Raw genomic sequence first — 14,110 nt, forward strand, 5'->3', positions numbered from 1 at the left:
TTAGCCGATCCGCCGCCTCAAGCGATGTCGGTCAACGCAAAGTCGTTGCCCTTGTAGGCAAGGGGGACGTCGAGCGCCTTGGCGCAGGCATAGGCGAAGCAGTCGCCGAAGTTGAGGTCGGCCGGATGACCGACCGCTTTGCCGTAGCGCATGCTGGCTTTGACCGCGAGCGCACCGATTTGCACCGAGACTGCAATCTCTTCGATCCGCAAACGCGTAATGAAGGCATCGAGAATCAGATCAGCCTCTTCGATCGCCGCCGCCGAAGGCTTGGCTGAATGACTGGCCCGTTTTCGGGCCAAAGCCTGGACAACTTCGAAGCGCACCAGCGGCGAGATGTAGAGCGGCGCTTCGTGCGCTTCGAGCCTTCGGAGTGTTATGTCCCAGTCAGATTCCTTGCTCAGAATGGCAACGATCACCGAGGCGTCGACGAACATCAGATATCGCCCCACATTTCGTCGGTGAAGCGCTTCATGTCAAAGTCCGGGTCGCCGGGCCCAAGTGCTGCAACTCTGGCCTGAAGATCAGCGACCACTTCGGTCAGCGGGCGTGCTCGCCGCGCTCGCTCCAATTCGTGCTCCAGCGCAATGCGGACGGCTTCCTTCTTGGTGGTCGTTTTCAGGGCCTTTTGCACTTCGCTTGCGAGGCGATCTACGGTTTCGTCCCGGATGAACAGGGCCATCGGATATCTCCTTCAGATATCCAGATATATGCTTTGGATATCCGGCATGCAAGAAAAAGGGCGGCCCAAGAGCCGCCCTTCTCGTTCCGTTCAGAAAACGCCTCTTACTTCGCGTTCGGGTTCGGCATCCAGGCAGGCATGGCGACATCGGCATGGGCGAATTGCGGCAGCTTGGCCGACAGGTCTTCCATGTTCTTGATGTCGTTGTCGTTGAGGTCCTTCTGGGTGATCAGCGTCGGCGGAACGATGACGCTTTTGCCCGGGTCCTCACCGGCCAGAAGCTGCGCCAGCGCGCGCACCGAGACCTGACCGACGACGGCCGGGTTCGTGGCGGCGGTGGCGGCCCACGCGCTGCCCGACTCGCGCATCGCGGCGATGTCGGAGGTCGAGATGTCGGCCGAATAGATCTTGATGTCGGAGGACAGGCCGGCCTCGTCGACCGCGATCTTCACGCCCTTGGCGAATTCGTCATAGGGGGCGAACATCACCTTGATGTCGGGATTGGCGGTGATCACCGAGCGGGCCTGGTTGGCGACCGAATTGGCGATCGGGTTGTCGAGCGTGCCGAACATCGCCTTCTCCTCGATGCCCGGGTACTTCTTCTTGAAGCCCACCCAGGTCTCGTTGCGGCGGTCGAGCGGGGCGATGCCGGCGACATAGACATAACCGGCCTTCCAGCTTTCGCCATTGTCCTTGATCGCCTGCTCCAGCGCCAGCCGGGCAAGGTCGCGGTCGGACTGCTCGATCTGCGGGATCTTGTCGTTCTCGACATTGACGTCGAAGGCCACGACCTTGATGCCGGCATCGACCGCGCGCTGCGCCGCTTCCTTCATGGATTCGGTCAGGCCGTGCTGGATGATGATGCCGTTGACGCCAAGCGCGATCGCCTGGTCGACCATGTCGGCTTGCAGGGCTGCATCCTGGCGGCTGTCGAGCACGCGCAGGTCAACACCCAGCGCCTTTGCCTGGCTTTCCACGCCCGACAGATAGGCCTGGAAGAAATCGCCGGTCGAGAGATAGCGCACCAGCGCAATCTTGACGTTGCCGGGATTGTCGAAGGGCGCAGGCTTGTCCTGGGCCATGGCCGGCAGTTGCATCAGGCAGGTGGCGCCGACCAGGCCCATTGCCATTTTACCGAGAGTTCTGCGATCGATCTTCATGACTTTCCTCCACTGAAACCTGATTTCAAAAGTATCAACCTATCTCTGGCCACTCCTCGACAATGCGAAGGTGAAGACCAGCGCAACCACCAGAACCACGCCCTTGACGAAGTCCTGCGTGTAGTAGGGCGCGTTCATCATCGTCAGCCCCTGCAACAGGATGCCGACGAAGAGCGCGCCTATCGCCGTGCCGAAGGCGTTGGGTTTTGCAGCGCCCAGAACGGCAAAGCCGATGAGCGCTGCGGCAACGGAATCCAGCAGCAGATTGTTACCCGATGCGATGTCGCCGCGTCCAAGCCGGGCGGCGAGCAAAATCCCGCCGATTGAGGCGAAAATGCCGGAAATCACATAGGCCCAGATCTTGTATGCCTTGACAGGCGCGCCAGCGAGTTGGGCTGCGCGTTCGTTGCTGCCCACCGCATACATCATGCGCCCGAAACGCGTGTATTCGAGGAAGAACCAGATCAGCACGGCAAGGATCAAAAGCACCACGACCGAGACCGGCACGAGGTTCGGAATAAAAAAGTCGAAGCGGTGCCGGCCGAGCGCCAGGAAGGCGGGGCTGAAGGTTCCGCTGGCGACCGAGCCGTCGGGCATGGTCATGCCGGTGGCGATGGAACGGCCCTCGGTCGGGATGCGTTGCAGGCCGACCAGCAGGAACATCATGCCAAGCGTCGCCAACAGGTCCGGCACGCGCATATAGACGATCAGGAAGCCATTGATCAGCCCGACGATGACGCCGATTGCCAGGCAGACGATGACGGCGACAAGCGCGTTCTGCTCCAGCACCACCATGACATAGGCGGCCGCCATCATCGCCGTCGTGGCGACCGAGCCGATCGACAGGTCGAAGCCGCCGACGACCAGCGTGGCGGTGACGCCGAGCGCCAGTACGCCGGTGATCGCGACCGACTGGAAGATGAAGACGGCACTTTGCGGCGAGACGAAACCGCTGGCGGAAATGGCGAAATAGGCAATCATCGCCGCCAGAAGCGCGAGGAAGCCGTAGCGCATTGCAAGGTCACGCACTGTCATTCTGCGCAGCCTCCGCCGGCGCATGTTGCGATCGTCATGAAATGCATTCCGTCCTGGCTCCTGTGTGTTTGCAGCCTCATGCCGCGCCCCGCACCGGCTGGCCCGCGATCTCGGCGAGCAGCCGGTCCATATCGACTTCGGCATTGCGGTGTTCGCCGACGATGCTGTGTTCGGACATCACCAGAATGCGGTCGGCGGTTTCGAGCGCCTCGTCGAGTTCGGTGACGAAGATGAGTGTGGCGCGGCCGGCGGAACTCGCCCGCAGCTTGGCGGCGATGTCGCGGCGCGCGGCGATGTCGACGCCCTGGAAAGGCTCGTCGAGAATGAACAGCCGTGCCGTCTGCGACATCCAGCGCGCGACCATCACCTTCTGCTGGTTGCCGCCCGAAAGCGTGCCCATCTCGTCCCGCTCGGTGCGACAGACGATGCCGAGATCTCTGATCTGCTGCCGTGCCGTGGTGCGTTCCGCGCCCCGCCGCAGTATGCCCATGCGCGACAGACGCTGGAGGAAGGGCAGGCTCATATTCTCGTAGATGTTGAAGTCGTGGACGATGCCGTTTTCGGCGCGGTCCTTGGCCACGAGGAACACGCCGGCATCGATGGCCTCGCTCGTCGATTTCGGCGCATAGGGCCGGCCATTCAAATTCATGTTACCGGCCAGCGGCTTTCGCAATCCGAACAGCGTTTCGGCCAGCGCCGTCTTGCCGACGCCGACAAGGCCGGTGATGGCGACGATCTCGCCGTCGCCGAGCGTCAGCGAAAAGGGCGTCGATCCTTCGGCAATCCTCAGATGCTCGGCAGAGAAGATCGCCCCGTCGGCATGACGCACGGCAACCGCGCTGAGACCGATCTTCTGGCCGAGCATGGCATTGACCGCGCCTTCATAGTCGAGAGGCTTTTCCTGAAACACGCCGGCAATGACGCCGTCACGCAGGCTGATGATGCGGTCGGCAAGCCGGCGGATGTCGGACATGCGGTGCGAGATGTAGAGGATCGCCACGCCGCGCCCGCGCAGATGGTCGATCAGTTTGAACAGCCGGTTGGCTTCGGCGCTGGAGAGCGACGAGGTCGGCTCATCGAGGATAAGCACCTTCGGCTCATGCGCCATGGCGCGCGCGATCGCCACCATCTGCCGGTCGGCCAGCGACAGGTCGGCGATCTGGGCGTCGAGGTCGATCGACAGGCCCATCGCGTCGGCGACCTTGCGGGCCTCGCGGCGCACGCGGCGCGGATTGAACAGGATCGGCGCGCCCTTGCCGTTCAGCCGGTCGAGCGTGAGGTTGGTGGCGACATCGAGTGCGGCGACCACGCCGTCGGCGATGTTCTGATGCACCGTCACCACGCCGGCGCGGATGGCTTCTGCAGGAGTAGCCGGTTGAAAGGGCTTTCCGTCGAGGGTGATTTCGCCTTGGTCGAGGCTGTAGACGCCGCTGACGATCTTCACGAGCGTCGACTTGCCGGCGCCATTGGCGCCCATCAGCACCGTCACCTCACCCGCGTGAAGCTCCAGCCCGACCCCGCCAAGCACCTGAATGGGACCAAAGGATTTCTTCAGGCCCGCAGCGCGGAACACGGCACCCTCGACCATTCATTTCCTCCCAATGACAGGGATGCTATGAAGCGCATCATCAAATGTCAATACGATTGACATTTGACAGAATGGTGAGCTACCCCTTTCATGGTCTTGTCTGGTCCGTCATGCTTGGCGCAGGCAGGCGACGGGAGGAACCGGTGACGAAAGTGATGACATTCGAGGCATTGTCGATCGAGACGCTGGCGTCGCGGCTGGGCGACACGGAGGCGGTCACCGCGCGCATCGGCACCGACACCGGCAAGTGGCAGGTGCGCGAGGTCGGCGACGGCAATCTCAACCTCGTCTTCATCGTCGATGGCGACAAGGGCAGCGTCGTCGTCAAGCAGGCGCTGCCTTATGTGCGGCTCGTCGGCGACAGCTGGCCGCTGCCGCTGAAGCGATCCTTTTTCGAGTATCACGCGCTGACCCGGCAGGAAGCCCGCGCCGGCAAGGGCACGGTGCCGGCGATCCATCACTTCGACGAGGCGCAGGCGCTGATCGTCATGGAGTATCTGTCGCCGCACATCATCCTGCGCCGGGCGCTGATCGAGGGGCGCACCCCGCCCAAGATCGCGCGCGACCTCGGCCTGTTCATGGCCCGCACGCTGTTTCGCGGCTCCGACCTTCACATGAAGGCGCGGGCGCGCAAGGAGGATCTGGCGCTGTTTGCCGACAATGCCGAGCTTTGCGACATCACCGAAAACCTCGTCTTCACCGATCCTTATTTCGAAGCGGCGATGAATCGCCACACCACGCCGCAGCTCGACGGCATCGTTGCCGAGCTGCGCGCCGACCGCGATCTCAAGGTGGAGGCGCAGAAGCTGAAGCATCTCTTTGCGGCCAATGCCGAGACGCTGCTGCATGGCGACCTCCACTCGGGCTCCATCATGGTGACTGATGAGGACACGCGAATCATCGATCCAGAGTTCGCCTTCTATGGCCCGATGGCCTTCGATGTCGGCATGCTGCTGGCCAATTTCTGGATGGCGTTTTTCTCGCAGCGCGGCCACGAGCAGGATGGCAGCCGTGAGGCTCAGCGCGCCTATCTGCTCGAGGTGGTCGTCGAGACATGGTCGGTCTTCCGCACCGAATTCGCGCATCTGTGGCGTACCGAACGCAACGGCATGCTCTACGCCAAAAGCCTGTTCGAGGAGCGGGACGATATCTTCGGCAGCGAGCAGGCGCTCGACCATGTACTGCATGGCATCTGGACCGATATGCTCGGCTTTGCCGGCGTGGAAATTCACCGCCGCATTCTCGGCCTCGCCCACAATGCCGATTTCGAGGCTATCGAGGACGAGGTCCTGCGCGCCGCCTGCGAGACGAAGGCGCTGAAATTTGGACGGCATCTCGTCGTCAACCGCCGCCACATCCACAGCCTCGATGAAATCAATGCGCTGGCCGGTCTGATCGAAAAGGAGAAAGTCGCGTGAATGTCGGAGACCGCCACTACCGGACGATCTGGCTGAATGAAGACGGCCGCTCGGTCGACATCATCGACCAGCGCTGGCTGCCGCATGATTTTCGCATCGAGACTGTCGGCACGGTGGACGGGATTGCGACCGCGATCCGCGACATGTGGGTGCGCGGCGCGCCGCTGATCGGCGTGACGGCGGCTTACGGCATGGCCTTGCAGACGCTCGACGACCCGTCCGACGCCGCACTCGATGCTGCCTGGGAGAAGCTGCACGAGACGCGCCCGACCGCGATCAACCTGCGCTGGGCGCTCGACGAGATGCGCAGTCTTTTGCGTAAGCTACCGCTCGAAGAACGCGCCAATGCTGCCTACAAGCGCGCCGCCGAGATCGCCGACGAGGATATCGAACTCAATCGCGGCATCGGCCGCAACGGGTTGGAGATCATCCGCGCGATTGCCGCGAAAAAGAAGCCCGGCGAAACCGTCAACATCCTGACCCATTGCAATGCCGGCTGGCTGGCGACCGTCGATTACGGCACCGCCACCGCGCCGATCTATCTGGCGGCGGAGGAGGGCATTCCGGTCCACGTCTATGTCGACGAGACGCGCCCGCGCAATCAGGGTGCGCAGCTCACGGCGTGGGAAATGGTCGGCCACGGCGTGCCGCACACGCTGATCGTCGACAATGCCGGCGGCCATCTGATGCAGCGCGGCGCGGTCGACATGGTCATCGTCGGCACCGACCGCACCACGGCGGACGGTGACGTCTGCAACAAGATCGGCACCTATCTCAAGGCGCTGGCTGCGCGCGACAACAATGTGCCGTTCTATGTCGCGCTGCCGTCGCCGACCATCGACTGGACCGTCGGCGACGGCCTGAAGGAAATCCCGATCGAGGAGCGCTCCGGCGACGAGGTTTCGCTGGTCTGGGGCAAGACGGCATCCGGCGAAATCGCGCAGGTGCGCGTCTCGCCGGAAGGCACGACGGCCGGAAACCCGGCCTTCGACGTGACGCCGGCGCGGCTTGTGACCGGCCTGATCACCGAGCGCGGTGTGGCCAAGGCCTCGCGCGAAGGCCTGCGCGAGCTCTTTCCGGAGCGGCGCGGCTAAGCCTCGATCAATCCAATCATTGCCGTAACAGCGGTCGGGTATCCCTTCGGCCCCAGCCCGGCGATGACGGCTGTCGCGACCTTCGACACGAACGAGTTGTGATAATAGGCCTCGCGCTTGTGGATGTTGGAGATGTGGAGCTCGATGATCGGGCCGGGAAACATCTTCAGCGCATCGAGGATCGCGATCGAGGTGAAGGTAAAGGCGGCGGGGTTGATGATGATGCCCGCACCCTCGTCGATCGCTTCGTGGATCCAGTTGATGATCTCGCCTTCGATGTTCGACTGGTGGAAGCGCAAAGGCCTTTTGCCGGCTGCCTGCCTGCACATCGCCTCGACTTCGGCCAGCGTCGTTGTGCCGTAGATTTCGGGCTCGCGCTTGCCGAGCCGGTTGAGGTTCGGCCCGTTGATCACGAAGATCGGCTTGGTCATGAGTTGCTCCGGTTTTATCTATGGGGCTTGGCGAGGGGAGGCCGTTGCCGGCCTCCCGCGATGTTTCAGCCGGCGTAACCGGCCATGCGCGGCAGCCACAGCACGAGGTCGGGAATGAAGGTGATCAGCCCGAGGCACACCACCATCCAGAACAGGAATGGCAGGCAGTCGCGGATGATGTCCTTGATCGGCGCGCCCGAAATATTGGTCATGATGAAGAGCAGCAGGCCATAGGGTGGCGTCACCAGCCCGAGCATGATGTTGACCACTACCATCACGCCGAAATGCACCATGTCGATGCCGAGCGCCTGCGCGGTCGGAATGAAAACCGGCACGATGATGAGCAGGATCGCCGTGCCTTCGAGCACACAGCCCAGCAGCAGCAGGATGACGTTGACCAGAAGCAGGAACTGGACTGGGGTCAGATCCCAGGCAGTCAGGATGACGCGCAGGCTGTCGGGAATGTTCTCGACCGTCACGACATAGTTGAAGACGAGCGAACCGGCGATGAGCATGCCTATGGAAGCGCTGGTCTTGGTGCTGACGAGCAGCGCGTTGTAGCCTTCGCGAAACGTCAGGCTTCGGTAAAACAAGACCGAGATGACGAGCGCGTAGAAGGCTGCAAGTGCGGCTGCTTCGGTAGGCGTGGTGATGCCTGTGTAGATGCAGCCAAGTAGCAGGATCGGCATGAACAGAGCCGGCAGCGCGCGCCATGTGATGAGCGGGATGTCGCGCATCGGCACCGCTTCCTCGACCGGGAAATTGTTGCGCCGCGCGGTCCAGGCCACCTGTCCCATTTGCATGAAGGACATCAGAAGGCCCGGCACGAGGCCACCGAGGAACAGGTATCCGATGGATGCATCCGACACGAGAGCATAGATCACCAGCGGGATCGACGGCGGGATGATCGGGCCGACCACGGCCGTCACAGCCGTCAGCGCAGCTGCATAGCTGGGGGTATAGCGGCCCTCGCGCGTCATCATGTTCTGCATCATGCGCCCGCTGCCGGCGGCATCGGCGATGGCCGAGCCCGACATGCCGGCAAAGATAATGCTCTGCACGATATTGACCTGGGCAAGGCCGCCGCGGAAGCGGCCGACGAGTACGTTGCAGAAGCGCAGAAGCCGCTCGGTCATTGAGCCGCTGTTCATGATTTCGGCTGCCAGAATGAACAGCGGCACGGCGAGGATGACGTAGTTCGAATACATGCCATTCAGGAACTGCTCGGCGGCGGTGCCCATGTCGAGGCCGGCCATGTAGAGATAGAGGATCGAGCCGGAAATCATCGCCAGCCCGATCGGCAGGCCGAGGAAGGCGAGTACAGTGATGACGACGATCGATATGGAAAAAGGGCTGGTAAGGTTCATACGCCTGAACTCGCCTTGGTTGGGTCGAACGCTTCAGGAGCGTGTCCGCGGATGGCCTGCCAGCCGATCCAGAGATAGCGGACGATCATCGCAACAGCGAAAACGACGTAGATCGAATAGAGATAGTCGAAGCGGATTTTCAGATAGGCGGTGTGCTCCACCTTCATGAAGCCGACATAGTCGATGACGGCGGGAAGCGAGACGCCGAAGAGCACGATGAGCGCTGCGGCCGTGATAATGGCCATGATCCGGCGCGTGTTGTCGCCGACCGCACCATAGATGAGGTCGAAGCGGATTTCCTCGCGTTCGCGCACGACGAAAGCGCTGCCGAACAGGACCAGCCATATCCACAAGACGACGCTGATCTCATGCGTCCAGCCGATGGAGAGGTTGAGTACGTAGCGGAACACGATCTGCAGCATGAAGGCCGCGAACATGACGGCCAGCATCGCCGATGCGATGTTCTCGGCCCGTGCCCGCAGCCATTCAAAAGTGTCGGTAGAAAACAATCTGGCCACGAGGCCCCCTTTCCAGAATTTTACGCCCCGCGCCGGCCACGTCTGCGGCCTGAAGTCGAGCCGAAGCGCTGCCCGCCCCGCCATGTTTCGGGACGGGCAGCAAGCAGTGCCTAGAGCGCGTTGATCTTCTCGACCATGCCTTTCGGCCAGCTCTTGGCCAGGTCGGACTCAAGATACATCTTCTGCGCATTGCTGCGGAAGGCATCGATATCCGGCGTGTAGATGTCGAGCCCCTTTTCCTTGAAGGACGCCAGCAGCGTCTCCTCCTGCTTGAGGTGCTCGGCAGCGCTCCAGTCGATGGCCTTGTCGGCCGCAGCCTGGAATTTCGCCTGCTGTTCGGGCGACATTTCTTTCCAGACCTTGTCCGAGACCACGAGCAGGTCGAAGCCAACGAGATGCGAGGTCAGCACGATCTGCGACATGACTTCGTAGAACTTCATGTTCTGAACGTTTGGAAGCGGATTGTCCTGGCCGTCGATCGCACCCGTCTGAAGGCCCGTATAGACCTCTGCATAGGCCATCGGCGTCGGGTTTGCGCCGAGCGAGCGCCCGAGGAACTGCCAGGCATCGCCTCCCGGCATGCGCAGCTTGATGCCGGCCATGTCGGCCGGCGTGTTGATCTTCTTCTTCGGGACGAGGCCGACCTGGCGCGCACCAAAATAGGTAGGCCCCAGAACGTGCAGTCCGAGCTGGTCCAGCACCATCTTCTTCATCTCGGTGCCGAGTTCGCTGGCAAAGAAGGTTTTCAGATGGGCCGCATCGCGGAACAGATAGGCCGAAGTCAGGATCGACCAGGCAGGAATCTGGTTTGCGACATCCTGCGGCGCGATGTTACCCATTTCCAGATTGCCGCGCTGGAGCGCTACGAGTTCGGTGCCCTGCTTGAACAGCGTGCCGCCATAATAGCCCTCAAAGGTGAAGTCTCCGCCGATCTCCTCGGCGAAAGTCTTCATCATGTTGGCGCGGATATCCTGTTCCGAGAAGACTGCCGAAAAGCGCAATTTCGGCTTGTCCTGTGCGAACGCCGGGAAGGCGGCCGCTGTGGTGAGAAGGCCGGTTCCAATCAGGAATTGGCGGCGTGTGGATTTCATGGTCATGCTTTCCTCCCAGTTGCAATCACGTTGAATTTCGTAGGCACTACAGTTTGTTGATCCGCTCCAGCATGCCTTCCGGCCAGTCCTTGGAGAGCGGCGATTCCAGATATTTCTTGTTCGAGTAAGCGCGGAACGCCTCGACGTCCGGCGTGTAGACATCGAGCCCATGAGCCTTGAAGAATTCGACGAGCTCGCTCTCCTGCTTCACATATTCGGCGTCGCTCGAGGCGAAGGCGGCGTTTGCGGCCTCCTGCATCGTCTTCTGCTGTTCCGGCGTCAGTGAATCGAACAGCTTGGCGTTGATGAGCAGCAGGCCGAAGCCGACATTGTGCCCGGTCAGCACGATCTGGTTGGTGACCTCGTAGAACTTCATCAGCTTGTCGTTGGGAAGCGGATTGTCCTGTGCGTCGATCGCCCCGGTCTGCAGGCCGGTATAGACTTCGGCATAGTCCATCGCGGTCGGGTTGGCGCCGATGGATTCGCCCAGGAACTGCCAGGACTCGCCACCCGGCATGCGCAATTTCACGCCGGCGAGATCTGCCGGGACGTTGATTTTCTTGTCGCCGCGCAGATTGACGTGGCGCGTACCGTAATAGGCCGGCGCCAGCACCACGACGCCCATCTCTTCGCGCGCCATCTTCTTGAGTTCTTCGCCGACGTCGCTGTCGAAGATCGCTTTCATGTGCTGTGCATCGCGCACGAGATAGGCGGCGGTCAGGATGCTGAAGGCTGGAACCTGCTTGGCGAAATCGGAGGGCGGCATGAGCGCCATTTCGAGATTGCCGCGCTGGACGGCGACGATTTCCGTGCCCTGCTTGTAGAGCGTCGAGCCGAAATAGGGCTCAAACTTGAACCCGTCGCCAAGTTGCTTGGCGAAGATGTCTACCAGCGCGACCGAGCGCGGCGCATCCGCGGTGGTGGAATCGGCGAAGCGCAGTTTCATCGGCTCGGCGGCAGCTGATGCGGTCAAGAGACCGAGACAGGCCGCGCCGGCGATCAGCGCTCTTCTGGTGATAGTTGCAGGCATTCGTATTCCCCTCCCAAATAGTCGAATTATCCGAAGCGATTCTCCGGCAGCCCCTGGCCGATACCTTCGATCGCAAACAATGATCCCGCCAACGGTTCCGCCGCCCGCTGCTCGGGCGTCAGGAATTTCGTGGCGCTGGTGACGTAAAGTGTCTTGAGCTCTTTCCCGCCGAAGCAGAGGCAGGTCGGATTGGTGACCGGAAGCGCGATCTGGCGATCGATGGCGCCGTCGGGCCGATAGCGGACGATGCGGCCGCCGGCGAAGAATGCGGTCCAGAGGCAACCGTCGACATCGATGCAGGCGCCGTCGGGCCGGTCGCCTGTCGCGGAATAATCGGCAAAGACGCGCCGGTTGGTGATTGCGCCATCGTCGAGGTCGAGATCGAAGGCCCAACTGATGTATCGCCGCGTGTCGGTGAAATAGAGCGTCGTGCCATCCGGCGAAAAGGCGATGCCGTTGCTGACGATGATGTCGCCGGCCATTTTCTTGACCGTGCCGTTCGGGTCGACCCGGTAGAGGCTGCCGTTCGGCCGGTGGAGCTGGTTGTCCATCGTGCCGATCCACAGGCGTCCGCGCTGGTCGACACGGCCGTCGTTGAGGCGATTGTCGACGCCGTGTTCCACAACGGCGAAGGGAGTCGCCGTTCCGGTCTCTGTATCGAACAGCTGCAGTTCGAGATCGATGGCGACCATCCGCGCTCCGGAAACCGTCAACGCTTGCGAACCGAGATAGGTGCCGGGCATCTCGATGACACGATGCGCGCCGGTGGCCGGATCGAAAGACTGCAGCCTGGGCTGTTCGATATCGACCCACCAGAGCTTCTGCGTCCGCTCGCACCACAGCGGCGTCTCGCCAAGCTGGTCGTGATTCTGCACAACGCTTTCGATGTGGCTGGTCTGGGCGAAAGCGTTCATGCGGCCGCCTCGAAGTGGCCGACCATCGCCGCGCGGTCGGGCGCTACGCCGGTGAACAGTTCGAAGGCGCGCACGGCCTGATAGACGGCCATGCCGGTACCCGCCAGCGTGCGGCAGCCAAGCATACGGGCGCGTCGCAGCAATTCGGTCTCCTGTGGAAAATAGATGATTTCCGCGACCCAATGACGGGTCGAAAGCAGGTCTGCGGCAAAAGGAATTCCCGGATATTTCGCCATGCCCACCGGCGTCGTGTTGACGATGCCGGCGGCACGCGAAAGGCTGTGTTCGACATCCGCCGAAGCGTGGGCACGCTGCCCGAATCGAGACGCCATCCGCGCCGAAAGGCGCTCTGCCCGCTCGCGATCGCTGTCGATGATGGCGAGATCGGCAACGCCAAGCTCCATCAGCGCGTAGGAAACTGCGGCTCCAGCGCCGCCCGCTCCGAACTGGACGACGCGGTCCAGCGGGCATGCCGCCATCGTGTCGCGAAAGCTTTCGGCAAAACCCCAGCAATCGGTGTTGTGGCCCGTCCGCGCGCCGTCCTTCAGCACGACAGTGTTGACGGCGCCGATCGCCGAGGCTTCGTCGGCGAGGCCGGTGAGATGGGGGATGATGCTCTGCTTGAAGGGATGGGTGACGTTGAAACCGGCAAAGCCCAGCTTCTCCAATCCCTCGACGATATCGCCCAGCACCGAATCCGGCAGGCCGAGCTTGTCGAAGTCGACGAGTGCATAGGTGTAACGCATGCCGAGCCGCGCGCCTTCACGCTCGTGCATGACCGGCGAGCGGGAAGACTGGATGCCGCGCCCGATCAGGCCGATCACGATCGCGGCTTGCCCGGCATCGAGGCGCTCGGCCTGATGTGCGGTCAATGCGCGCAGCATGTCGATGATCCTGTCGCCAGAAACGTGCACTCGATCCCTCCCCAGGGCCATACAGTCGAAGCGGCTGTCTGCCGCTCTTGTGTTTGACCGAGCGTCGCCGGTAAATGGCTTCGCTTGATTTTGGACACAATGTACGATCTGGTTAGTTTAGTCAATTGCCGATCAGGCAGGCGGCGGGATGGATGACGACATGAGCATGGAAAGCGGCAAGAGGCGGCGCAAGGCGGATGGGTCTCCGACGCGCGCGCAGGACCCGGAGGGAACGAAGCGCAACATATTGGAGATCGCCTCGGAGGAGTTCGCTCTGAACGGGCTTTCCGGCGCCCGGGTCGACGAGATCGCGGCCCGCACCCGTTCCAGCAAGCGGATGATCTATTATTATTTCGGCGACAAGGAGGGGCTATATCTCAGCGCGCTCGAAAACGCCTACCGGCTCGTTCGCGAAGGTGAGGCCAAGCTGGACATTGAAGGCTTGCCGCCGATCGCGGCTCTCAGCCGGCTCGTGGAATTCACCTTCGACCATCATCACCGGCACGAGGAATTCATCCGCATGGTGATGATCGAGAACATTCATCACGGCCAGTATCTCGATCGCTCCGAGATGATTCGCGATCTGAACGTCACGGCGATCGACCATATCGCCCGCATCTATGCCAGGGGCGTCAGGGAAGGGGTTTTCCGAGAGGGCATTGATCCTGTCGAACTGCACTGGCAGGTGAGTGCGCTCTGCTTCTTCAACGTTTCGAACCGGGCCACCTTCTCGAAGATTTTCGGCCGCGACTTCGGCGCTGAAGACCAGCTTGAAAGGCTGCGCTGCAATTCCGTCGAAATGGTCGTCCGCTTCGTGACCCGCAGCGAAAACCTCGGGGAGTGACGGTGGCTCAGCCTGGTTTCGCTT

Annotated in this window: 15 protein-coding genes; 3 read left to right on the forward strand and 12 right to left on the reverse strand. The window is 62.0% G+C overall.

All coding sequences use genetic code 11. The annotated features are described in order from the left end of the window. Window positions 1–17: 17 nt before the first annotated feature. The 5 genes from WBQ96_RS16240 to WBQ96_RS16260 form a co-directional block, all read right to left on the reverse strand. Window positions 18–437 carry a type II toxin-antitoxin system VapC family toxin gene (locus tag WBQ96_RS16240; protein ID WP_165119466.1) on the reverse strand — a complete coding sequence of 140 codons (420 nt, stop codon included), beginning with the start codon at window positions 435–437 and terminating at the stop codon, window positions 18–20. Then, on the reverse strand, window positions 437–682 hold the full coding sequence (locus WBQ96_RS16245; RefSeq protein ID WP_165119467.1) for a type II toxin-antitoxin system VapB family antitoxin: 246 nt from the start codon (window positions 680–682) through the stop codon (window positions 437–439). Before WBQ96_RS16245 ends, WBQ96_RS16240 begins: the two co-directional genes overlap by 1 nt. A gap of 104 nt (window positions 683–786) precedes the next feature. Continuing rightward, window positions 787–1,842 (reverse strand): substrate-binding domain-containing protein, encoded by a 1,056-nt coding sequence (locus WBQ96_RS16250; RefSeq protein ID WP_336552052.1) that lies wholly within the window; start codon window positions 1,840–1,842, stop codon window positions 787–789. A gap of 39 nt (window positions 1,843–1,881) precedes the next feature. Beyond that, complete coding sequence (locus WBQ96_RS16255; RefSeq protein WP_336552050.1) at window positions 1,882–2,877, reverse strand: ABC transporter permease; 996 nt, start codon at window positions 2,875–2,877, stop codon at window positions 1,882–1,884. A 76-nt stretch (window positions 2,878–2,953) separates the two neighbouring features. Further along, window positions 2,954–4,465, reverse strand: coding sequence for a sugar ABC transporter ATP-binding protein (locus WBQ96_RS16260; protein WP_336552047.1), 1,512 nt, complete (start codon window positions 4,463–4,465; stop codon window positions 2,954–2,956). Window positions 4,466–4,620: 155 nt separating this feature from the next. On the opposite strand from WBQ96_RS16260, the gene mtnK reads away from it, so the two are divergent. Both mtnK and mtnA read left to right on the forward strand, forming a co-directional pair. After that, window positions 4,621–5,883 (forward strand): S-methyl-5-thioribose kinase, encoded by a 1,263-nt coding sequence (mtnK, locus tag WBQ96_RS16265; RefSeq protein WP_442920847.1) that lies wholly within the window; start codon window positions 4,621–4,623, stop codon window positions 5,881–5,883. Next, window positions 5,880–6,977, forward strand: coding sequence for an S-methyl-5-thioribose-1-phosphate isomerase (gene mtnA, locus WBQ96_RS16270; protein ID WP_336552043.1), 1,098 nt, complete (start codon window positions 5,880–5,882; stop codon window positions 6,975–6,977). Before mtnK ends, mtnA begins: the two co-directional genes overlap by 4 nt. Here the strand turns inward: mtnA and WBQ96_RS16275 are convergent. From WBQ96_RS16275 to WBQ96_RS16305, 7 genes are all read right to left on the reverse strand, one after another. Then, entirely contained in the window at window positions 6,974–7,408 is a 435-nt protein-coding gene (locus tag WBQ96_RS16275) for a type II 3-dehydroquinate dehydratase (protein WP_336552041.1), read from the reverse strand. The genes mtnA and WBQ96_RS16275 overlap by 4 nt on opposite strands. 65 nt (window positions 7,409–7,473) lie before the next feature. Beyond that, window positions 7,474–8,775, reverse strand: a complete 1,302-nt coding sequence (locus WBQ96_RS16280) for a TRAP transporter large permease (protein WP_336552039.1) — start codon at window positions 8,773–8,775, stop codon at window positions 7,474–7,476. Next, entirely contained in the window at window positions 8,772–9,224 is a 453-nt protein-coding gene (locus WBQ96_RS16285; protein WP_336552172.1) for a TRAP transporter small permease, read from the reverse strand. The genes WBQ96_RS16280 and WBQ96_RS16285 overlap by 4 nt, the downstream gene beginning before the upstream one ends. A 179-nt stretch (window positions 9,225–9,403) precedes the next feature. Then, on the reverse strand, window positions 9,404–10,390 hold the full coding sequence (locus tag WBQ96_RS16290) for a sialic acid TRAP transporter substrate-binding protein SiaP (protein ID WP_336552037.1): 987 nt from the start codon (window positions 10,388–10,390) through the stop codon (window positions 9,404–9,406). A gap of 40 nt (window positions 10,391–10,430) precedes the next feature. After that, the gene (locus WBQ96_RS16295; protein WP_165119475.1) at window positions 10,431–11,414 is read right to left on the reverse strand and encodes a sialic acid TRAP transporter substrate-binding protein SiaP; all 984 of its coding nucleotides are present in this window, start codon (window positions 11,412–11,414) and stop codon (window positions 10,431–10,433) included. Window positions 11,415–11,440: 26 nt separating this feature from the next. Beyond that, on the reverse strand, window positions 11,441–12,328 hold the full coding sequence (locus WBQ96_RS16300) for an SMP-30/gluconolactonase/LRE family protein (protein ID WP_336552034.1): 888 nt from the start codon (window positions 12,326–12,328) through the stop codon (window positions 11,441–11,443). After that, window positions 12,325–13,242, reverse strand: a complete 918-nt coding sequence (locus tag WBQ96_RS16305; protein WP_442920844.1) for a shikimate dehydrogenase — start codon at window positions 13,240–13,242, stop codon at window positions 12,325–12,327. The genes WBQ96_RS16300 and WBQ96_RS16305 overlap by 4 nt, the downstream gene beginning before the upstream one ends. Before the next feature lie 160 nt (window positions 13,243–13,402). On the opposite strand from WBQ96_RS16305, the gene WBQ96_RS16310 reads away from it, so the two are divergent. After that, window positions 13,403–14,086: a TetR/AcrR family transcriptional regulator gene (locus WBQ96_RS16310; protein WP_442920843.1), complete on the forward strand. Its 684-nt coding sequence runs from the start codon at window positions 13,403–13,405 to the stop codon at window positions 14,084–14,086. The last annotated feature ends 24 nt before the right edge of the window (window positions 14,087–14,110 follow it).

This window comes from Mesorhizobium sp. CCNWLY176, from assembly GCF_037153935.1.
Taxonomy (GTDB): domain Bacteria; phylum Pseudomonadota; class Alphaproteobacteria; order Rhizobiales; family Rhizobiaceae; genus Mesorhizobium_M; species Mesorhizobium_M zhangyense.

Bases quoted from the DNA above. Each gene is read 5' to 3' on its own strand.
- WBQ96_RS16285 (WP_336552172.1), bottom strand. From the start codon at position 9,224: ATGCTGGCCGTCATGTTCGCGGCCTTCATGCTGCAGATCGTGTTCCGC.
- WBQ96_RS16310 (WP_442920843.1), top strand. From the start codon at position 13,403: ATGAGCATGGAAAGCGGCAAGAGGCGGCGCAAGGCGGATGGGTCTCCG.
- WBQ96_RS16280 (WP_336552039.1), bottom strand. From the start codon at position 8,775: ATGAACCTTACCAGCCCTTTTTCCATATCGATCGTCGTCATCACTGTA.
- mtnK (WP_442920847.1), top strand. From the start codon at position 4,621: ATGACATTCGAGGCATTGTCGATCGAGACGCTGGCGTCGCGGCTGGGC.
- WBQ96_RS16290 (WP_336552037.1), bottom strand. From the start codon at position 10,390: ATGACCATGAAATCCACACGCCGCCAATTCCTGATTGGAACCGGCCTT.
- WBQ96_RS16275 (WP_336552041.1), bottom strand. From the start codon at position 7,408: ATGACCAAGCCGATCTTCGTGATCAACGGGCCGAACCTCAACCGGCTC.
- WBQ96_RS16250 (WP_336552052.1), bottom strand. From the start codon at position 1,842: ATGAAGATCGATCGCAGAACTCTCGGTAAAATGGCAATGGGCCTGGTC.
- WBQ96_RS16300 (WP_336552034.1), bottom strand. From the start codon at position 12,328: ATGAACGCTTTCGCCCAGACCAGCCACATCGAAAGCGTTGTGCAGAAT.
- WBQ96_RS16260 (WP_336552047.1), bottom strand. From the start codon at position 4,465: ATGGTCGAGGGTGCCGTGTTCCGCGCTGCGGGCCTGAAGAAATCCTTT.
- WBQ96_RS16295 (WP_165119475.1), bottom strand. From the start codon at position 11,414: ATGCCTGCAACTATCACCAGAAGAGCGCTGATCGCCGGCGCGGCCTGT.
- WBQ96_RS16245 (WP_165119467.1), bottom strand. From the start codon at position 682: ATGGCCCTGTTCATCCGGGACGAAACCGTAGATCGCCTCGCAAGCGAA.
- WBQ96_RS16255 (WP_336552050.1), bottom strand. From the start codon at position 2,877: ATGACAGTGCGTGACCTTGCAATGCGCTACGGCTTCCTCGCGCTTCTG.
- WBQ96_RS16240 (WP_165119466.1), bottom strand. From the start codon at position 437: ATGTTCGTCGACGCCTCGGTGATCGTTGCCATTCTGAGCAAGGAATCT.